This is a genomic window from Flavobacterium branchiicola (assembly GCF_018383905.1).
Lineage (GTDB): Bacteria > Bacteroidota > Bacteroidia > Flavobacteriales > Flavobacteriaceae > Flavobacterium > Flavobacterium branchiicola.
Genome location: NZ_JAGYWA010000001.1, coordinates 315,993 through 331,919 on the forward strand (window position 1 = coordinate 315,993; position 15,927 = coordinate 331,919).

Genomic DNA, 15,927 nt, shown 5'->3' on the forward strand with positions numbered 1-15,927 from the left:
AAACTTTAACACATAGAAACATAGCTTTTTTGCGACTAAAAAGGCGTTTCACTTGCATTAACAAACATAGCTATGTGTTAGAAACTAGTTTCTTTTTCAACCTTTGAACCTTTGCCTCTTGGATCGAAAAACTAATTACTCTCTGTATAATTTTTAAAGCTGTCAAGAATAGCCTGCCAGCCACCTCTTTGCATTTCTTCGGGATTTTGTGTTTCGGGATCAAAACTTTCTACAACTTCTACTCCGTTTGGTGTTTCAGTAAAACTAATTTCAACTTTTCTTCCATCTCCCATTACATACTCGATAGCTTGATTTGTTTTTACCAAAGTATATTCGCCTTCAAAATCAAAACTCATGCTTCCGTCTTTAGCTGCCATTGTCGATTTGAATTTTCCACCTTCTCTTAAATCATTTTCAGAAAAGGGTGTATGCCATTCAGGAGAAGCAGAACACCATTTTGTAATATGCTCTGGTGAATTCCAGAAATTCCATACTTTGTCTACCGACGCATTTATTGTACTTTTTACTGTTATCATTATCTATTAAATTTAGTTTTAAATTCTTTGGTTTCGTTTTCTATTAATTGTTCTCGACGTATTTTTTAAAATTATCAATTACGGCCTGACACCACATTTGCTGCATATTTACAGCATCCGTTTCATTAGGATCAAAAACTTCTGTTATTTTTACGTGATTTCCATTATCCTCAAAATAAATACTTCCTGTTCTGTTGTCGAGAAGCTTATATTCTATTAAGGAGTATTTTTCAACTTTCGTATAAATCCCTTCAAAGTCAAAACCTGCACTTTTGTCTTTTGCTGCCATTTCATATTTAAATTTGCCATTTACTTTCAAATCGTTTTCAACAAAGGGTGTATGCCAGTTATCAAAAGCATAATTCCAGTTTTGTATGTGTTTAGGAGAAATCCAAAGTTCCCATACTTTTTCTACAGATGCCTTAATTGTATTTTGAACTGTTATCATTTTTACTCTTTTAAAACAATTACATCTCTGCCGGTATCTGGCTTTCATCCATAAAGAAAATTTCCCAATGGTGTCCGTCTAAATCAAGAAATGATCTTTGGTACATCCAGCCATAATCCTTTGCTTGAAGATACTCTGTTCCTCCAGCTTTGACGGCTTTGCCTATCATTTCATCTACTTTTTCGCGAGTATCAAGAGAAATCGAAATAAGAACTTCGCTCGTTGTAGTAGAATCGCAAATCTGCTTTTCGGTAAAAGTCTGATAAAACTCTTTAACCAAAAGCATCACATTTATATTCTCACTAATAACGATACATGCGCCTTTATCATTTGTGAATTTTGGATTGACTGTAAAACCAAGTTCGTTGAAAAAGGTTATTGCCTGATTTAAATCTTTTACAGCAAGATTTAAGAATATCTTTGTTTTCATCTTTATAAAATTACGAATTAATCAAAACAAATTTAAAATTTTAAGATTAACCAAAAGATACATTAAAAGTCATCTTTAGGGTCATTTAAGACATTTTTCATACTTTTGTTAGGAAGTTATTTTACAAAAAAGCAAAAATCATGACCAAAAAAGTAGCCTTAATTGTTCCGCACGATTATAAATTATTGAGTATAGCAGCGATTTTAGAAGTTTTTGAAACAGCCAACAAACTGAGTAAAGAGAAGGAAAAACCTTTTGAAATTTCGATTTTTCAAATGGCCGAGCAAATCAATCAGGAGCGCTTATTTGGGTATGAAACTAACTCTATTGAAGGATCTGACGAAATATCGGAATTAATTTTAATTCCTGCTTTTACGACAGATGATATGAGCGAAATGATTGCAAAGAATAAAAAATTTATTCCGTGGCTGCAAAAACAACATCAGGCTGGAGCAGAACTCGCAAGTTTTTGTACCGGAGCTTTTTTGTTTGCGGCATCTGGTTTGTTAAACGAAAAATTAGCTACCACACATGTTGATGCCTGCAGTGCTTTTACAAAGGCTTTCCCGATGGTTAATCTTAAACCTGAAGAAACCCTAACAGCCGACGGAAGTTTGTACACAAGCGGTGGTTCAACCTCAACTTTTCATTTATTGATTCTTTTGGTTCAGAAATATTGCGGAAATGAAATTGCTGTACAAATTGCCAAGATTTTCTCGATTGACTTAAATCGATACAAGCAAAGTTATTTCAGTACTTTCAGACCTAATCATCTTCATAACGACACCTTAGTTGCCATGCTGCAGCAAAAAATAGAAAGTCAGTATCATAGTATCGAAAAACTGGAAGAAATCACCAAAGATATCCCAACCAGTACCAGAAATATGACAAGACGTTTTAAACAAGTTACAGGAATTCCGCCAATAGAATACCTACAAAACATAAGAGTAGAAAGTTCTAAAAAATATCTGGAACAAACGCAGCTCTCCATTTCTGAAATTATCGAAAAAACGGGTTACAATGATCCTAAAGCGTTTAGAAAGGTATTTTATAAAATGGTCGGAATGAAACCTATTGAATACAGAGAAAAGTTTAGAGTGCAGTAATTTTAAGAAGCACAATATTAGTTTTTACAAGAACATCGGTCCTGCTCTACACTATATCTTTTGTAGCCTCGTTAGAAAAAAACGAGACCACAAAAGGATGCCGTTTCGATCAGGGCTAAACCAGAAGCTTTTGTTTTCAAAAAAACTAAAAATTAGGACTTAATAATCCACATGAGAACTTTTTTATTCGTTTTCAAAAGCTCATCTATTTCTCTCATACTTTCATTTGAAACTGCTGGACAACCCCAGCCTTCAGGAGTTCCTTCAGGATACACTTCAGCATCTGAAATTGCATCCCAGGAATGCAGAACAATTGCTCTGGTCCTTGCATTAGAATTTGTTTTGTCCTTTCCCTGCAAAATATAATTTACTTTTATCCCCCACTGACTTACACCGCGATCTAAAACTACATATTTTCCAAGCGAAGAACAATGCGAATCAAATTCATTACTTATCTGAGGTTTCTCTTTAGTAGACGTTCTTCCCCATTGATTATCGCCACAGCCATGACTGACCATATACGATTTTGAGATTTCTTTCTTTTTAAAATCAAAAACAAAAAATCTTTTATAACCGGAATGTAAGCCAAGATCAATCAGGATAAACTTATTTTGATTTAACTTATTTGTCTTACAATATTGTACTGCTTCTCTATAATAATCGCTATAATTAACCAGCGGTTTTTCTATTGAAACAATTTCTGTTTTATTTTCACTTTTAAAAACGTCAGCTTCTTTTTTCTCTTTATTACAAGAAAAAGACAAGCCTAGACAAATTATAAAAAACATTTTTTTCATGTTTAAATTTACACAAAAAGACAAACGAAAATAGATTTTAAAAAGTAAAAAAAAACCTGTTCAAAAAATGAACAGGTTTATAATTAAACTTTGACAAAGTTATTCTATTACTTTAAGAAGCAATTTCCATACGCTTCAATAAATTCTTACTTAAAGTATGTTCCGCATATTCTCTGTCGATTGTCAGAACTTTATCATCTGAACTTGGTAATTCGTACATAGCATCTGTTAGAATTGCTTCACATAACGAACGCAGTCCACGTGCACCTAATTTGTATTCTAAAGCCTTGTCAACAATAAAATCTAAAGCTTCATCAGTAATACTAAACTCAACCTCATCCATTAAGAATAATTTCTGATATTGTTTTACTAATGCATTTTTAGGCTGTGTCAAAATTGCACGCAATGTTTCTCTGTCTAAAGGATCCATGTGTGTCAAAACTGGTAAACGACCAATAATCTCCGGAATCAAACCAAAATCTTTAATGTCTTTTGGAATAATATATTGAAGTAAATTGTCTTTATCGATATTGTCTACATTTTTAGAAGTTGAATATCCAACTGCCTGACGGTTTAAACGTTTAGAAATAATACGTTCTACTCCATCAAAAGCTCCACCGGCAATAAACAGGATATTTTGAGTGTTTACCTCAACAAATTTCTGATCCGGGTGTTTACGTCCTCCTTTTGGTGGTACGTTTACAATAGTTCCTTCTAATAATTTTAAAAGTGCTTGTTGAACTCCTTCACCAGAAACGTCACGTGTTATTGACGGATTATCGCTCTTACGGGCAATTTTATCAATTTCGTCAATAAATACGATTCCTCTTTCTGCTTTGGTTACATCATAATCAGCAGCTTGTAGTAAACGAGTCAAAATACTTTCAACATCTTCTCCTACATAACCTGCTTCTGTAAGTACAGTTGCATCAACAATAGCCAAAGGAACGTCTAACATTTTTGCAATAGTTTTTGCTACCAATGTTTTTCCTGTTCCGGTTTGACCAACCATGATGATATTACTTTTTTCAATCTCTACTTCGTCGTCTAATTGCTGTTGCATTAAACGTTTGTAGTGATTGTAAACTGCGACCGACATTACTTTTTTTGTCTGATCCTGACCAATTACATATTGATCCAGAAAAGCTCTTATTTCTTTTGGTTTCTTTAAAATCAAGTCCCCTACAAGTTTTGCACTTCCGCTGGATTTTAATTCTTCAAGAACAATTCCATGTGCCTGTTCAATACACTTATCACAAATATGTGCATTAATACCTGCAATTAATAAATTAGTTTCTGGCTTTTTTCTTCCACAAAACGAACATTCTAATACTACTTTTGCCATTCTTTATTTAAGTTACTAAGCTGCAAAGATACTAAGTTTCTAAGTTTTTTTATTTAATACTTAAAAACTTAGCTCTTTACAGCTTAATATTTATTTTTTATTTGATGTTTCATGTTTGACGTTTCATGTTATCTAAGCAACTTGAAACCTGAAACTTGAAACAAATTTTAAACTTTAAGAATTATCCTCTTCTTAATACTTCGTCAATCATTCCGTATTCTTTTGCTTCGTCTGCAATCATCCAGTAATCACGCTCACTGTCTTTATGCACTTTGTCAAAAGTTTGTCCTGAATGCTGAGAGATGATGTTGTACAATTCATCTTTTAGTTTCAACATTTCACGTAAGTTGATTTCCATATCTGTTGCAACACCTTGTGCTCCTCCTGATGGCTGGTGAATCATTACTCTTGAATGTGGTAAAGCAGAACGTTTTCCTGCTGCTCCTGCACATAATAAAACTGCTCCCATAGAAGCTGCCATTCCTGTACAAATTGTAGCAACATCTGGTTTGATGTATTGCATGGTGTCATAAATTCCCAATCCTGCGTATACGCTTCCTCCCGGAGAATTTAAATAAATCTGAATATCTTTTGACGCATCGGCACTTTCTAAAAATAACAATTGTGCCTGAACGATGTTTGCGATTTGGTCATCAATACCAGTTCCTAAGAAAATAATTCTGTCCATCATTAATCTTGAAAATACGTCTAATTGAGAAATATTCAACTGACGCTCTTCGATAATATATGGAGTCATATTAGTTGGATTCATCGCTGCTATGATTTTGTCATAGTACATAGCATTTACTCCTTGGTGCTTTGTAGCAAATTTTTTGAATTCTTTACCGTAGTTCATATGTATCTAAGTTTTACGTTTATTGGTGTATATTTTTTTTAATCCCTGCAAAGGTCATACCTTTTTATGAAGGGTGTCAATATGTCTTCTTTTAAAATCGTTTTACGTTTTTTTTGTTTCAAGTTTCAGATTCTATACTAATCTTAACGTGAAACCTGAAACTTGAAACAAAAAAAAGAACGTCAATAGAAGAAAAAACTTCCATTGACGTTCAAATATAATTATTTTTATCTTTCAGTTTCTGTAATAAAATCTTAATTTTCAAAATCAAGTTAATGAAGTGTGCTCATCAACTTTCGACTTTATAACTTTCGACTTTCAGACTTAAATTTATTCTCCGTAAGAAGCTGCAATAAATTCTTCGTAAGTAACTTCTTTAGTTGTTGGGTTTGCTTTTTCTTTGAAAATTTCCAACAATTTAGCTGCTACAACTTGCTCAGAAAGTCTTTTTACTTCTTCCTGGTTAGATAAAACTCTAGCCACGATTCCCTGAACTTCTTCGTCAGTTGGGTTAGTTTGTCCAAATTGAGCCATTTGTTGTTTGATAGCGCCTGTTGTAAACTCTTTCAAATCTTCAAATGTAATTTGGATATTACTTTGAGCCATTGCTTTTCCTTCGATTAATTGAAAACGTAAACCTTTTTCAGATCTTGCGTATTCAACTTCAGCTTCTTCTGCAGAAAGTTTTTTCTCTCCAACAGTTTGTAACCATTTTTTAAGGAATTCAGCTGGTAAATCAAATTTAGTGTTCTCGATTAAGAAATCCTGAACGTCTAATAATAATTTTTGATCCGCTTGCTGTGCGAATTGTGCTTCAGCATCTTCTTTAATTTTAGCTTTTAAATCTTCTAAAGAAGCAACTTTTCCTTCACCAAAAAGTTTATCAAATAGCTCTTGGTTTAATTCTGCCAATTCAGCACCGTTGATAGCTTCGATTGTAAAGTTTACTTCGATATCTAAACCATGAACATCATCATGACCTACTTTAAGGTAATCCATTAATTGGTGATCATCTTCAAATAAACCTTTTGTACTTACTGTAACAACATCTCCAACTTTTTTACCGATGAATTTATCTCCGGCAGCTTTGTTGAAAGTAGATACAGAAATTGTAGTTTGATTGTTGATTCCTTTTTCTTCGTTTGTAAAAGTTCCTGTTAAATCTGAATCTGCAACAACTTTATCCTGAGGAATTGCTTTTCCAAATTGTTTTTGGATACGCTCAACTTGTCCGTCGATTAATTTATCATCAGCAGTAACAATATATTTTACGATATTATTTTTTGCTTCTAAATCAATTTCGAAGTTTGGCACTAAACCAATTTCGTATTCGAATGTTAACTCTTCAGCATCCCAGTCGAAGTTTTCGTTTACTTTAGCAATAGGAGTTCCTAAAAGATTTAATCTTTCAGATTGTACAAAACGCTCTAAAGCCAAATCAACTACTTTTTTTACTTCTTCTTGCTTAATACCTTTTCCGTATTGTTTTTCAACAAGATCTTTAGGTACTTGACCTTTTCTAAAACCTTTAACAGTAGCCAAAGGCATTTTTTCGTTAACTCTTTTTGCTACTTGACCTTTATAATCCATATGAACAACGTTCATAACAATCGTCTCGTTTACAGCGTCTATTGCTACTCTTTTAATATCCATCTTCTTCTTTAATTTACATAATAAAATTGGGTTGCAAAATTATAAAATTTTTGCAACCCAACCAACTTTTTAATCTATTGTATTTGAAGCAGTTTTAAACTACGCCAATTTGCTTTTTATTTGTCGTCTCCCAGTATTTTATACGTAATAGACTGCAGAATAGACAAAATAACACTAAAAATTAACGCTGTCCAGAACGAATCGACTGCAAAGCCTCCTACAATGTTTGTACATAATAAAATAATAATGGCATTAATTACCAGTAAAAATAAGCCAAGTGTAATAAATGTAACAGGTAATGTTAACAGAACCAAAATAGGTTTTATAAAAAGATTTAATAATCCTAAAACCACGGCCACAATTACAGCTGTACCAAAACTAGCTACATGAACCCCCGTTAAAAGATTAGATAATAACAATACCAGTGCAGCAGTAACAAGGAGTCTGAGTAATAATTTCATAGTTTTTAATTTTAAAATTTAATTAAAAGTAATAAAATTTTCATCAAAAGCGGCTACTCTTTTAAAAACGTTGCCGTCATTTCAAAAAACATTTTTGGATTTTCGGCATGCAACCAATGTCCGGCATTTGGAATGGTTTCTAGTTTTAAATTCGGAAAATGCTTTTTGATATCATCAATTTCTGAGTCCTGAATATATCCTGAATTTCCTCCTCTTATAAATAATGTTGGCTTATCAAAAACTAAACCTTCTGCCAATGGTTTTCCAATTGCATCCAGATTATTATTAAAAACCTCCAGATTAAATCGGAATGCCAATTGTCCCGGCTCCTTCCAATATAAATTCTTCAACAAAAACTGACGTGTTCCAAAATCCGAAACATATTGCGCTACAATTGCTTCAACATCGTTTCTGCTTGGTTTTACCGAGAAATCTACAGCATTTAATCCTGCTAAAATATCCTGATGGTGTTGTTTGTAAAACTTAGGTCCGATATCGGCAACAATTAATTTATCTACTATTTCAGGATGTGTCGTTGCAAAAAGCATGGCTACTTTTCCTCCCATCGAATGTCCAAGTAAATCGATTCTCGTTAACTGATGTTCCTGACAATATTCAAATACATCCTGTACCATAGCTTCGTAACTCCATTCATCTGAATGAAAACTGCGCCCGTGATTTCTTAAATCCAAAAGATGAACCTGAAATCCTGCTTCTACATATTGTCCGGCAAGTGTTTTCCAGTTATCCGACATTCCCAGAAATCCATGCATGATAACAAACGGCTTTCCTTCTCCTTCTATTTTTGAGTATAACATTTAATATAAGTATTAATGACTTTTACAAAGGTAAAAAAAACTTATCAGGCAAAAAATGCAGGAATACTTCTAAAATACTGACCAGCACCTTTAGTACAAAAAAAATTACATTTTTACGGAAACCCGTAAAGATCTAAGAAACGAAAGGCCTACCTTCGCCGAAAATCAAAACCAAAACTTTTGATTTAAAAACTAATTAAATACCACGATATGATTAAAAAATTCCTTTTATTATCATTAGTTCTTTCGCAACTAACAATCTCTTGTTCTAGCGATGACAACACAGATCCTGTAACAGATCCAATCACTGGAGAACCTGTAAAAGACAAAACTCTTGCTGAGCAAATTGCTGAGATCGTTAAACAACCATACTCTAAATTAACTCCTGCTGAGCAAAAACTAAAATTGGAAGTTGAAGCTAACGATATGTTAGTTCAATTAGACAAAACTAAAAGTTCTGGTGCTATTGAAGCTATAGAAAACTTAAGCCGATTATTAGATCTTAACCAAATTGATATTTTTGTTGGAAAAAACGATAATAAAGTAGAAGATATTTTAAACATCTCTGGTGTTTACGGTATTTACACTTGGAACAATGCAAACAAAAAATGGGATAAAACAGCTTCTACTACAGAATTAAAATTTGTTTTCCCTGCTAAGAAAGCACAAACAGCAAACAATTCAATTCTTTCTGCAAAAGGAGTTTCTTCTGATGTAAAAGTTAAATATTTTGACGGATACAACGGAAACGACGATGTATATGACAACCTGTTTTTGCCAAGTTCATCAGATGCGACTTTAACAATTGATGGCGCACAAGCAGCAACATTCACTCAAACTGCTAAGTACAACTCTAAAAACCAATCGCCAGATGAGTTTGCTTACAAAATGACTCTAAACGATGGTTATACTTGGGAAATGAATGGTAAAAAAGGTACTGAAAACACTTCAAAAGCACTTTTTACTTATAATGGAAAAACTTTACTTGAGTTTAATGCAGGAAGTTCAGCTAGTATTGATAATCTTATTGATAATGATGAGCTTGTTCAATACAGAGGTAAAGCAAACGGACTAATCAAATTATTAGACAATTTTATTATTGTTGCAGATTTAGATTTAGCTACTGAAGGTGCTGATCAAATAGCTTTAGACAAAAATTCAGTACGTCCAGCTTATCCAGATTCAAACAATCCTAAAACTAATTACAAAGAATATTACACAGCATTAAATGCTTATGAGAAAAAATACTCTGAAGGTCTTGCTGCTAATTTCAATAAAAACTTTAAGCTAATCCTGGTTTCTAAAAAAGACGGAACTAAAATTGCTGAAGTTGTTCAACATTCAGAAAAATCTGGTGATGATTATATCTTCAACTTACCTGTTTGGAATGCTCAATATTCTTATTGGACAAACAACGGTACTGGTGAAACTTTTGCACAACCATACCTTGAAGAAGTATTATATTTAAAATTCAATGATAATACTGAAGTTTCTTTCAGTACTTACTTCTCTTCTGGATTTGAAAAATTAGAAACTAAGTTTGAAGATTTTATCAAAGCCTTTGAAAGATAATAATTTTTAAAACAAAAAAACAAAGCCGATTTGAATTACTCAAAACGGCTTTATTTATTTTCGGAGTTTTTACAATAAAAAATTTCTCTTTATTTGAAAAAGAAAAATTACAATTGAAACTTCTTAAATCTAAAATTAGAATTCTCCTTATTACGTGAAAAGTATTTTTTTTGCTTAATATTTCATGAGTAAACACAAATAGTTTTGCTTAGTCTGTACTTCTCTAAATATACTTTTAGTAATCTCCCGTGAATAAAGTATAATTTTAATCACTTATTAAATTAAATCATAATTAATTAATTGATTTTAACAAGGTAAAAGCTTAATTTACTGGGTTTATTGTAAGAAAAAACAATAATAATTCGTATTTTCGTACAATATAAACCTATAATTAATAAATTATCATGATTAAAAAAATCTTACTTATGTCTTTAGTTGTTTCGCAACTAACCATTTCATGTTCTAATGACGAAAAGGTTGAGACAAATCAAACTTTACAAGAGCAAATTGCGAATTTATCAAAACAACCGTATTCAAAATTAACTCCTGCTGACCAAAAAGTAAAATTAGAAGCTGAAGCTAACGAAATGTTAACTCAGTTAGATAAATCTAAAAACTCTAGTGCTATTGAAGCAATTGAAAACTTAAAAAGATTATTAGAGCTTAATTCTATTGATATTTCTGACGGGAAAAACAATAATAAAATAGACGATATTTTAAATGTGTCTGGTGTTTACGGTATTTATACCTGGGATAATAAAGGAAGCGTTTGGGTTAAAACGCCTTCAACTACAGATTTAAAATTTGTTTTCCCGTCTAAAAAATCACAAACTGCAAACAATGCCATTTTTTCTACAAAAAGCATTTCTTCTGAAATTAAGGTTCCATACAACGATGACTATGAGCAAGATGCAAACAACTGGGTTTATCTTCCTTTATCTTCTGATGCAGTTTTAACTATTGATGGTAATTCATCTGCTACATTTACTCAAACAGCAAAATATGCTAATGGTAAAGAAATTCCTAATGAGTTTGCTTATAAAATGGTGCTAAACGATGGTTATACCTGGGAAATGAGCGGAACAAAAGCGACTGCAAATACTTCAAAAGCATTATTTACTTATAATGATAAAAATCTAATTGGATTTAATGCAGGAAGCACTGCGCAAATTGATGCTTTGCTTGATAATAAAGAGCTAACACAATACAGAGGTAAATCAAATGGACTGTTCAGCTTAATGGACAATTTTGTTATTGTTGCTGATATGGATTTAGCAACTGCTGCTGTAGATGATGCTGCACTTGCAAAATCTGTAGTTCGTCCTACTGATCATAATTCTTCAACATATTATGCTGACTATAGCGCTTACAACAAAAAAATAGCAGAAGGTGAAGCTACAAATTTCAACAAAAACATGAAGTTAATTTTGGTTTCTAAAAAAGACGGAACTAAAATTGCTGACATCATTCAGCATTCTGAAAAAGATCAGGACAATAATAACTCTAATGTTGAATATTATAATGCTACCTATTATTTAAAATTCAATGACAGTACTGAAGCAGCAATGAGCACTTATTTCTCTAAAGGCTTTGACACACTTATAACTAAATTTGAAGATTTCATAATAGCTTTCAATAAATAACAACTTTTAAAATACATTTTAAGGCCGGTTTGAAGAAATTCAAATCGGCTTTATTACTTCCGGGGTTCTCACAATAAAAAGACTCTGCCCGTATCCTGCCCAAATACCTATAGCACCTTTTATATTTGATTTCAGACTTGTATTTGCCGGGTAAATAGGATTTCTGCTGTTTACTATTTCATTTTGCCAACTGTTCCAAAAATCCAGTGCATCTTTATTTTGAGTCCTCAATTTTACATAAATTAAATCTCCATCAGAAAAATAAGGAGTGAACTTCGTTTTAGGAAAAAGTAAAATTCCACGATTTATCTGTACCGAAACCGAAGATCCTTTAAAATTTGAATCATCTAAATTACCATAAAAAGCAGGAACGAAAATAGGTTCTTCACCATCGATTTTTGTAGCAATCTGGTAGTAGTTTTTTTCGTTGGCTGGGTCATCAAATTTTACAAAAATATATCCTGTTTTATCGGACGGGTCTTTTTTTACATACTCTGCACTTTTAATTTTTACCGTTTTCGGAATCGTAGTAACAGCCTGAATAACCCTGTCCAGATATTCTATTTTGATAGAATATTCTTTTCCTGCCTCACCCATTAAAGTTGTACCGTAATATACAAATGGCGGCACCCTGTTTTTATCATTTTTCACTCTTAAAACCTCAGATGTCTCACCATCAGAAACCGTGATTTTTGCAGATCTAATAACATGATTTAAAACATTTGTAGAATCTATTACACCTGTAACAGGAATACTAGTCGATAATAAAACCTGGGCATAATCCCCTTCTTCAATCCAGCCTTCCACTACAATTTTAGACTCGGTACTTTGTTCGCTAAAGTCCTCTTTAGAACAACTTACCGCAATTAAAACAAAAAGGAATACGATATATTTTTTCATCTCTTTAAAATTTAAATCTCCAGCTTATCGAAGGTAATATTCTGTACAAAACCTTTTTCTCCTGTTTTACAATTACGCTACTCTTATCTGGATTAACCTGAACATTCAAAACAACATAAATCGGATTTTCAATATTGAAGGCATTATAAATAGAAAAATTTAAAGCACTTTCTTTTTTAGCACTTTTTATAAAATAATAATTTGCAGAAAGGTCGGTTCTGATATAATTGGGCATTTGCGCATTATTATATCCTGAATATTCTTTAACCGGATTGTTATTTATAAAATACCAAGAAGTTGGCATTGTAAATCGATTTCCCGAGGCAAATATTTGTGTTACACCAAAACTCCATTTTGGATTCAAATCATACATTCCAACCACAGAAAGATTATGACGTCTGTCGTATTTTGCAAAATAGGTTTCTCCATTATTCAATTCATCAAAATTTCGATCAGACCAACTCAACGTATAACTTATCCAGCCATTAAACCTTCCGTTACTTTTGCGAAGCATCATTTCAAACCCATAGGCTTTTCCTTTTCCAACCAGCAAATCGTTTTTTAAAGTTGTAATTTCATTAAACTGAGTTATCCCGTATGGATATTCCAATAGATTTTTCATCGAACGATAAAAACCTCCGAAAGAAGAAGAAAAATTTCTTGTAATATTTTGATTTGAACCTATTGCAAATTCATCAGAAGATTGTGGTTTTATTCCATTTGTACTTGCAATCCAGAAATCTGTAGGAATCCCGACACTCGAAGTCGTGATCATACTTAAATACTGATACTGCTTGTTGTATGACGCATAAAATGAATACTTTTCGCTTGCAAAATAATTCACAATAGCTCGAGGCTGAAAATGCAGATAAGAGTCAGTTCCTGAAGTGTAATAATTAATTCGAAGTCCCAATTCTGCCGTTACTTTTTCAGATAATTTTGGCTTTGCAGTTGTAAAAATTGCCGCTTCACTGGCATTAATGATCTGCTCAGAATTATTATTAACTGTTGTAAAATTTTCAACATTTACTTTTTGAGGCTGCAAGTTATGGTAAACATATTGCGCTCCCGATTCAAAAGGAATGTCTTTAACGAAATATTTAATTGAATTTGTAAACCCAAAATCCTTAACATAAGAAGAAACATCAAATTGAATTGTTGCCTGATTCATACTCAAATCGTTAGAATACTGGCTAAAATAAACCGAATTTGACATGCTGGCTTTAGGAGATAACGTAGTTGTTAAAGATGGTGAAACCGTAAAGTTACTCCACTTTAAATTGGTTCTTAATGCCAGATTTTCATCTTTAACTTTTAGTTCGTCACTACTAACAAAGGCATCAACAGAAAATAAATTGTTTTTTGAAAGTTGCGAAATGAAGGCAAAGTTACCATCAGAAAAACCATATTTCATATCCTGAACATCATTGTTTGACCCCGACTTTAAGACTGGCCCAACAATTTCATCTATATATGTTTTTCGCCCTGAAATATAAAACCCTGTTTTATCGGTAAGTGGGACTGCCAAGGTTAATTGAGAGGCTAAAATTCCAACATTTCCCTGAATTCCAAATTCAGCAGGTATTTTTTTATTGGGGTTTAGTACGGTTGTCGAGCTTAAACGTCCTCCATATTTTGCATTAGAACTTGACTTATCAAATTCGACATCTTTTATATGATCGGCATTATAAAACGGAAAAATACCCAGCAAATGCGACATTCCATAAATTGGCGTTCCGTTGTACAATATCGCATTATGCCCCGGATCTCCGCCCCGCACATAAAAATAGCCATTTGCATCACCAGAATTCTGTACTCCGGGAGTTAATTGCAATAATTTGATGATATCGGTAGTTCCTAAAACGGTCGGAACATTACTTAATTCTTTAAGATTAAAAGAAAGTTTTCCTCCGGATAAATTGGTGATGGGATTTTTCTTTCCACTGGCGACAACAACTTCTTTTAAATGAGAAATATCTTTTTCTAAAACAATAGAAATCAGCGTGTCTTTTGAGAAATTAAAATGAAAGCTTTTTTGAAGATAACCCTCTTTATTTATATCCATTTTTATTTTTCCCAAAGGAATATTAGCAGAAAAATTACCCAGAGAATCGGTAAATGAGGATGCAAAAAATTCTTTTGCACTAAAGGAAATATTCACTCCAGTAACAATTTCGTTTTCAGAAGATTTTACATTACCAGAAAGAACTGCTTTTGATTGGGCAAATATCCCAGAAAAACAGAAAAAACAGAAAAAAGTAATTATTTTCAACACTAAATTTTAATAAGAAAAGTGCGAAAATAAACAATTATAAAATCTTTTCTTAGTTAATGCGTTTTTTTCTCTTTTTAATCAATTTCATTATCTAATTTAAATCTTTGAATATCATTTTCAACGAGAGCTTTCAACTCTTCCTCTTTAGGCATATACAGTAAATATTGACTTGCAAAAATACTTTTCTTATCGGCCAATACAGAGTATTTTACAATTGTTTCGTCTTTCTCAGAACAAAGCAAAATTCCTATCGTTGGCTGATCAGATTCTCCTTTTTTCAAATCATCATACATTCGCACGTACATATCGATTTGCCCAATATCCTGATGAGATAAGAAACCCGTTTTTAAATCAATAATAACGAAACATTTTAAAATATAATTATAGAATACTAAATCAATATAGAAATCTGAAGTATCTGTTACAATATGCTGCTGTCTTGCTACAAAAGCAAATCCTTTTCCAAACTCTAATAAAAATTGTTGTAAATGATCAATTATAGAAGTTTCAATACTTCGTTCAGAATTTTTATTTTCAGTTGAAAGTCCTAAAAACTCAAAAATGTAAGGATCTTTTATTAGATTATGTATAGTATCTGCTTTTGTTTCAATACTTTTATGTTCCAAAACACGCTCAAATGCTAATGAATTTATTTGCCTTTGAAGCGTTCTGCTATTCCAATTATTTTGAATGCTTTCGTTTAAATAATAATTTATTTTTTGCTCCGAATTCAATCTTGACAATAATCGATAATGCGTCCAACTCAATTCAGTACGCAATGCGTTCCAAATTGGAAAAGCCCTATAAAAAGCACGCATATTGTTCAAATTTCTTTCATCAAACCCTTTTCCAAATTCAAGCGTAAGTTGATCTGCCAGATTTTTTAAAGTTGATTTACCATAATCGGCACGATCTTTTCCGTTTTGTTCTTCTTCAATGATTACTTTTCCAATTTCCCAATATGTTTCTAATAATGTAGAATTTGCTATTCTGAAAACACGCTGACGAGACTGAAGAATAATTTCTCTAATCTCTGAAAACAATTGACTTTGATTACTAAGCATATCAATCGATTAAATTAAAAACT

15 protein-coding genes are annotated in these 15,927 nt (G+C 32.3%); 3 read left to right on the forward strand and 12 right to left on the reverse strand.

From position 1 onward, the window contains the following. Positions 1-131: 131 nt before the first annotated feature. From KHA98_RS01410 to KHA98_RS01420, 3 genes are read right to left on the reverse strand one after another with little or no spacing between them, the layout of a single operon-like run. Positions 132-536, reverse strand: a complete 405-nt coding sequence (locus tag KHA98_RS01410; RefSeq protein WP_213254615.1) for an SRPBCC family protein — start codon at positions 534-536, stop codon at positions 132-134. A gap of 43 nt (positions 537-579) precedes the next feature. Next, entirely contained in the window at positions 580-984 is a 405-nt protein-coding gene (locus KHA98_RS01415; protein ID WP_213254617.1) for an SRPBCC domain-containing protein, read from the reverse strand. A 19-nt stretch (positions 985-1,003) separates the two neighbouring features. Further along, positions 1,004-1,414 carry a VOC family protein gene (locus KHA98_RS01420; RefSeq protein WP_213254618.1) on the reverse strand — a complete coding sequence of 137 codons (411 nt, stop codon included), beginning with the start codon at positions 1,412-1,414 and terminating at the stop codon, positions 1,004-1,006. Between the two features lie 140 nt (positions 1,415-1,554). Between KHA98_RS01420 and KHA98_RS01425 the strand changes: the two genes are divergently transcribed. After that, on the forward strand, positions 1,555-2,520 hold the full coding sequence (locus KHA98_RS01425) for a GlxA family transcriptional regulator (RefSeq protein WP_213254619.1): 966 nt from the start codon (positions 1,555-1,557) through the stop codon (positions 2,518-2,520). Between the two features lie 152 nt (positions 2,521-2,672). Here KHA98_RS01425 and KHA98_RS01430 read toward each other — a convergent pair whose 3' ends face one another. The 6 genes from KHA98_RS01430 to KHA98_RS01455 form a co-directional block, all read right to left on the reverse strand. Beyond that, positions 2,673-3,308, reverse strand: a complete 636-nt coding sequence (locus KHA98_RS01430; RefSeq protein ID WP_246522100.1) for a murein L,D-transpeptidase catalytic domain-containing protein — start codon at positions 3,306-3,308, stop codon at positions 2,673-2,675. A 121-nt stretch (positions 3,309-3,429) separates the two neighbouring features. Then, positions 3,430-4,662, reverse strand: a complete 1,233-nt coding sequence (gene clpX / locus KHA98_RS01435) for an ATP-dependent Clp protease ATP-binding subunit ClpX (protein WP_213254621.1) — start codon at positions 4,660-4,662, stop codon at positions 3,430-3,432. Between the two features lie 181 nt (positions 4,663-4,843). After that, positions 4,844-5,518: an ATP-dependent Clp endopeptidase proteolytic subunit ClpP gene (gene clpP, locus KHA98_RS01440; RefSeq protein WP_089054473.1), complete on the reverse strand. Its 675-nt coding sequence runs from the start codon at positions 5,516-5,518 to the stop codon at positions 4,844-4,846. A gap of 330 nt (positions 5,519-5,848) precedes the next feature. Then, complete coding sequence (locus KHA98_RS01445) at positions 5,849-7,171, reverse strand: trigger factor (protein ID WP_213254622.1); 1,323 nt, start codon at positions 7,169-7,171, stop codon at positions 5,849-5,851. A 116-nt stretch (positions 7,172-7,287) separates the two neighbouring features. After that, positions 7,288-7,632, reverse strand: a complete 345-nt coding sequence (locus KHA98_RS01450) for a phage holin family protein (protein ID WP_213254623.1) — start codon at positions 7,630-7,632, stop codon at positions 7,288-7,290. A gap of 53 nt (positions 7,633-7,685) precedes the next feature. Then, positions 7,686-8,450, reverse strand: a complete 765-nt coding sequence (locus tag KHA98_RS01455; RefSeq protein WP_213254625.1) for an alpha/beta fold hydrolase — start codon at positions 8,448-8,450, stop codon at positions 7,686-7,688. Between the two features lie 210 nt (positions 8,451-8,660). On the opposite strand from KHA98_RS01455, the gene KHA98_RS01460 reads away from it, so the two are divergent. After that, positions 8,661-10,022 (forward strand): hypothetical protein, encoded by a 1,362-nt coding sequence (locus tag KHA98_RS01460; protein ID WP_213254627.1) that lies wholly within the window; start codon positions 8,661-8,663, stop codon positions 10,020-10,022. Between the two features lie 425 nt (positions 10,023-10,447). Beyond that, positions 10,448-11,665, forward strand: coding sequence for a hypothetical protein (locus KHA98_RS01465; protein ID WP_246522102.1), 1,218 nt, complete (start codon positions 10,448-10,450; stop codon positions 11,663-11,665). A gap of 39 nt (positions 11,666-11,704) precedes the next feature. Here the strand turns inward: KHA98_RS01465 and KHA98_RS01470 are convergent, their stop codons facing one another. The 3 genes from KHA98_RS01470 to KHA98_RS01480 form a co-directional block, all read right to left on the reverse strand. Then, complete coding sequence (locus KHA98_RS01470; protein WP_213254631.1) at positions 11,705-12,565, reverse strand: DUF4249 domain-containing protein; 861 nt, start codon at positions 12,563-12,565, stop codon at positions 11,705-11,707. A 4-nt stretch (positions 12,566-12,569) separates the two neighbouring features. Next, positions 12,570-14,837 (reverse strand): TonB-dependent receptor plug domain-containing protein, encoded by a 2,268-nt coding sequence (locus KHA98_RS01475; protein ID WP_246522104.1) that lies wholly within the window; start codon positions 14,835-14,837, stop codon positions 12,570-12,572. Between the two features lie 77 nt (positions 14,838-14,914). Continuing rightward, a complete protein-coding gene (locus tag KHA98_RS01480) occupies positions 14,915-15,904 on the reverse strand; it encodes a PDDEXK nuclease domain-containing protein (RefSeq protein WP_213254635.1) in 990 nt (329 codons plus the stop codon). Between the last annotated feature and the right edge of the window lie 23 nt (positions 15,905-15,927).

Coding starts and splice junctions, on each gene's coding strand:
- KHA98_RS01410 (WP_213254615.1), bottom strand. CDS start 536: ATGATAACAGTAAAAAGTACAATAAATGCGTCGGTAGACAAAGTATGG.
- KHA98_RS01415 (WP_213254617.1), bottom strand. CDS start 984: ATGATAACAGTTCAAAATACAATTAAGGCATCTGTAGAAAAAGTATGG.
- KHA98_RS01420 (WP_213254618.1), bottom strand. CDS start 1,414: ATGAAAACAAAGATATTCTTAAATCTTGCTGTAAAAGATTTAAATCAG.
- KHA98_RS01425 (WP_213254619.1), top strand. CDS start 1,555: ATGACCAAAAAAGTAGCCTTAATTGTTCCGCACGATTATAAATTATTG.
- KHA98_RS01430 (WP_246522100.1), bottom strand. CDS start 3,308: ATGTTTTTTATAATTTGTCTAGGCTTGTCTTTTTCTTGTAATAAAGAG.
- clpX (WP_213254621.1), bottom strand. CDS start 4,662: ATGGCAAAAGTAGTATTAGAATGTTCGTTTTGTGGAAGAAAAAAGCCA.
- clpP (WP_089054473.1), bottom strand. CDS start 5,518: ATGAACTACGGTAAAGAATTCAAAAAATTTGCTACAAAGCACCAAGGA.
- KHA98_RS01445 (WP_213254622.1), bottom strand. CDS start 7,171: ATGGATATTAAAAGAGTAGCAATAGACGCTGTAAACGAGACGATTGTT.
- KHA98_RS01450 (WP_213254623.1), bottom strand. CDS start 7,632: ATGAAATTATTACTCAGACTCCTTGTTACTGCTGCACTGGTATTGTTA.
- KHA98_RS01455 (WP_213254625.1), bottom strand. CDS start 8,450: ATGTTATACTCAAAAATAGAAGGAGAAGGAAAGCCGTTTGTTATCATG.
- KHA98_RS01460 (WP_213254627.1), top strand. CDS start 8,661: ATGATTAAAAAATTCCTTTTATTATCATTAGTTCTTTCGCAACTAACA.
- KHA98_RS01465 (WP_246522102.1), top strand. CDS start 10,448: ATGTCTTTAGTTGTTTCGCAACTAACCATTTCATGTTCTAATGACGAA.
- KHA98_RS01470 (WP_213254631.1), bottom strand. CDS start 12,565: ATGAAAAAATATATCGTATTCCTTTTTGTTTTAATTGCGGTAAGTTGT.
- KHA98_RS01480 (WP_213254635.1), bottom strand. CDS start 15,904: ATGCTTAGTAATCAAAGTCAATTGTTTTCAGAGATTAGAGAAATTATT.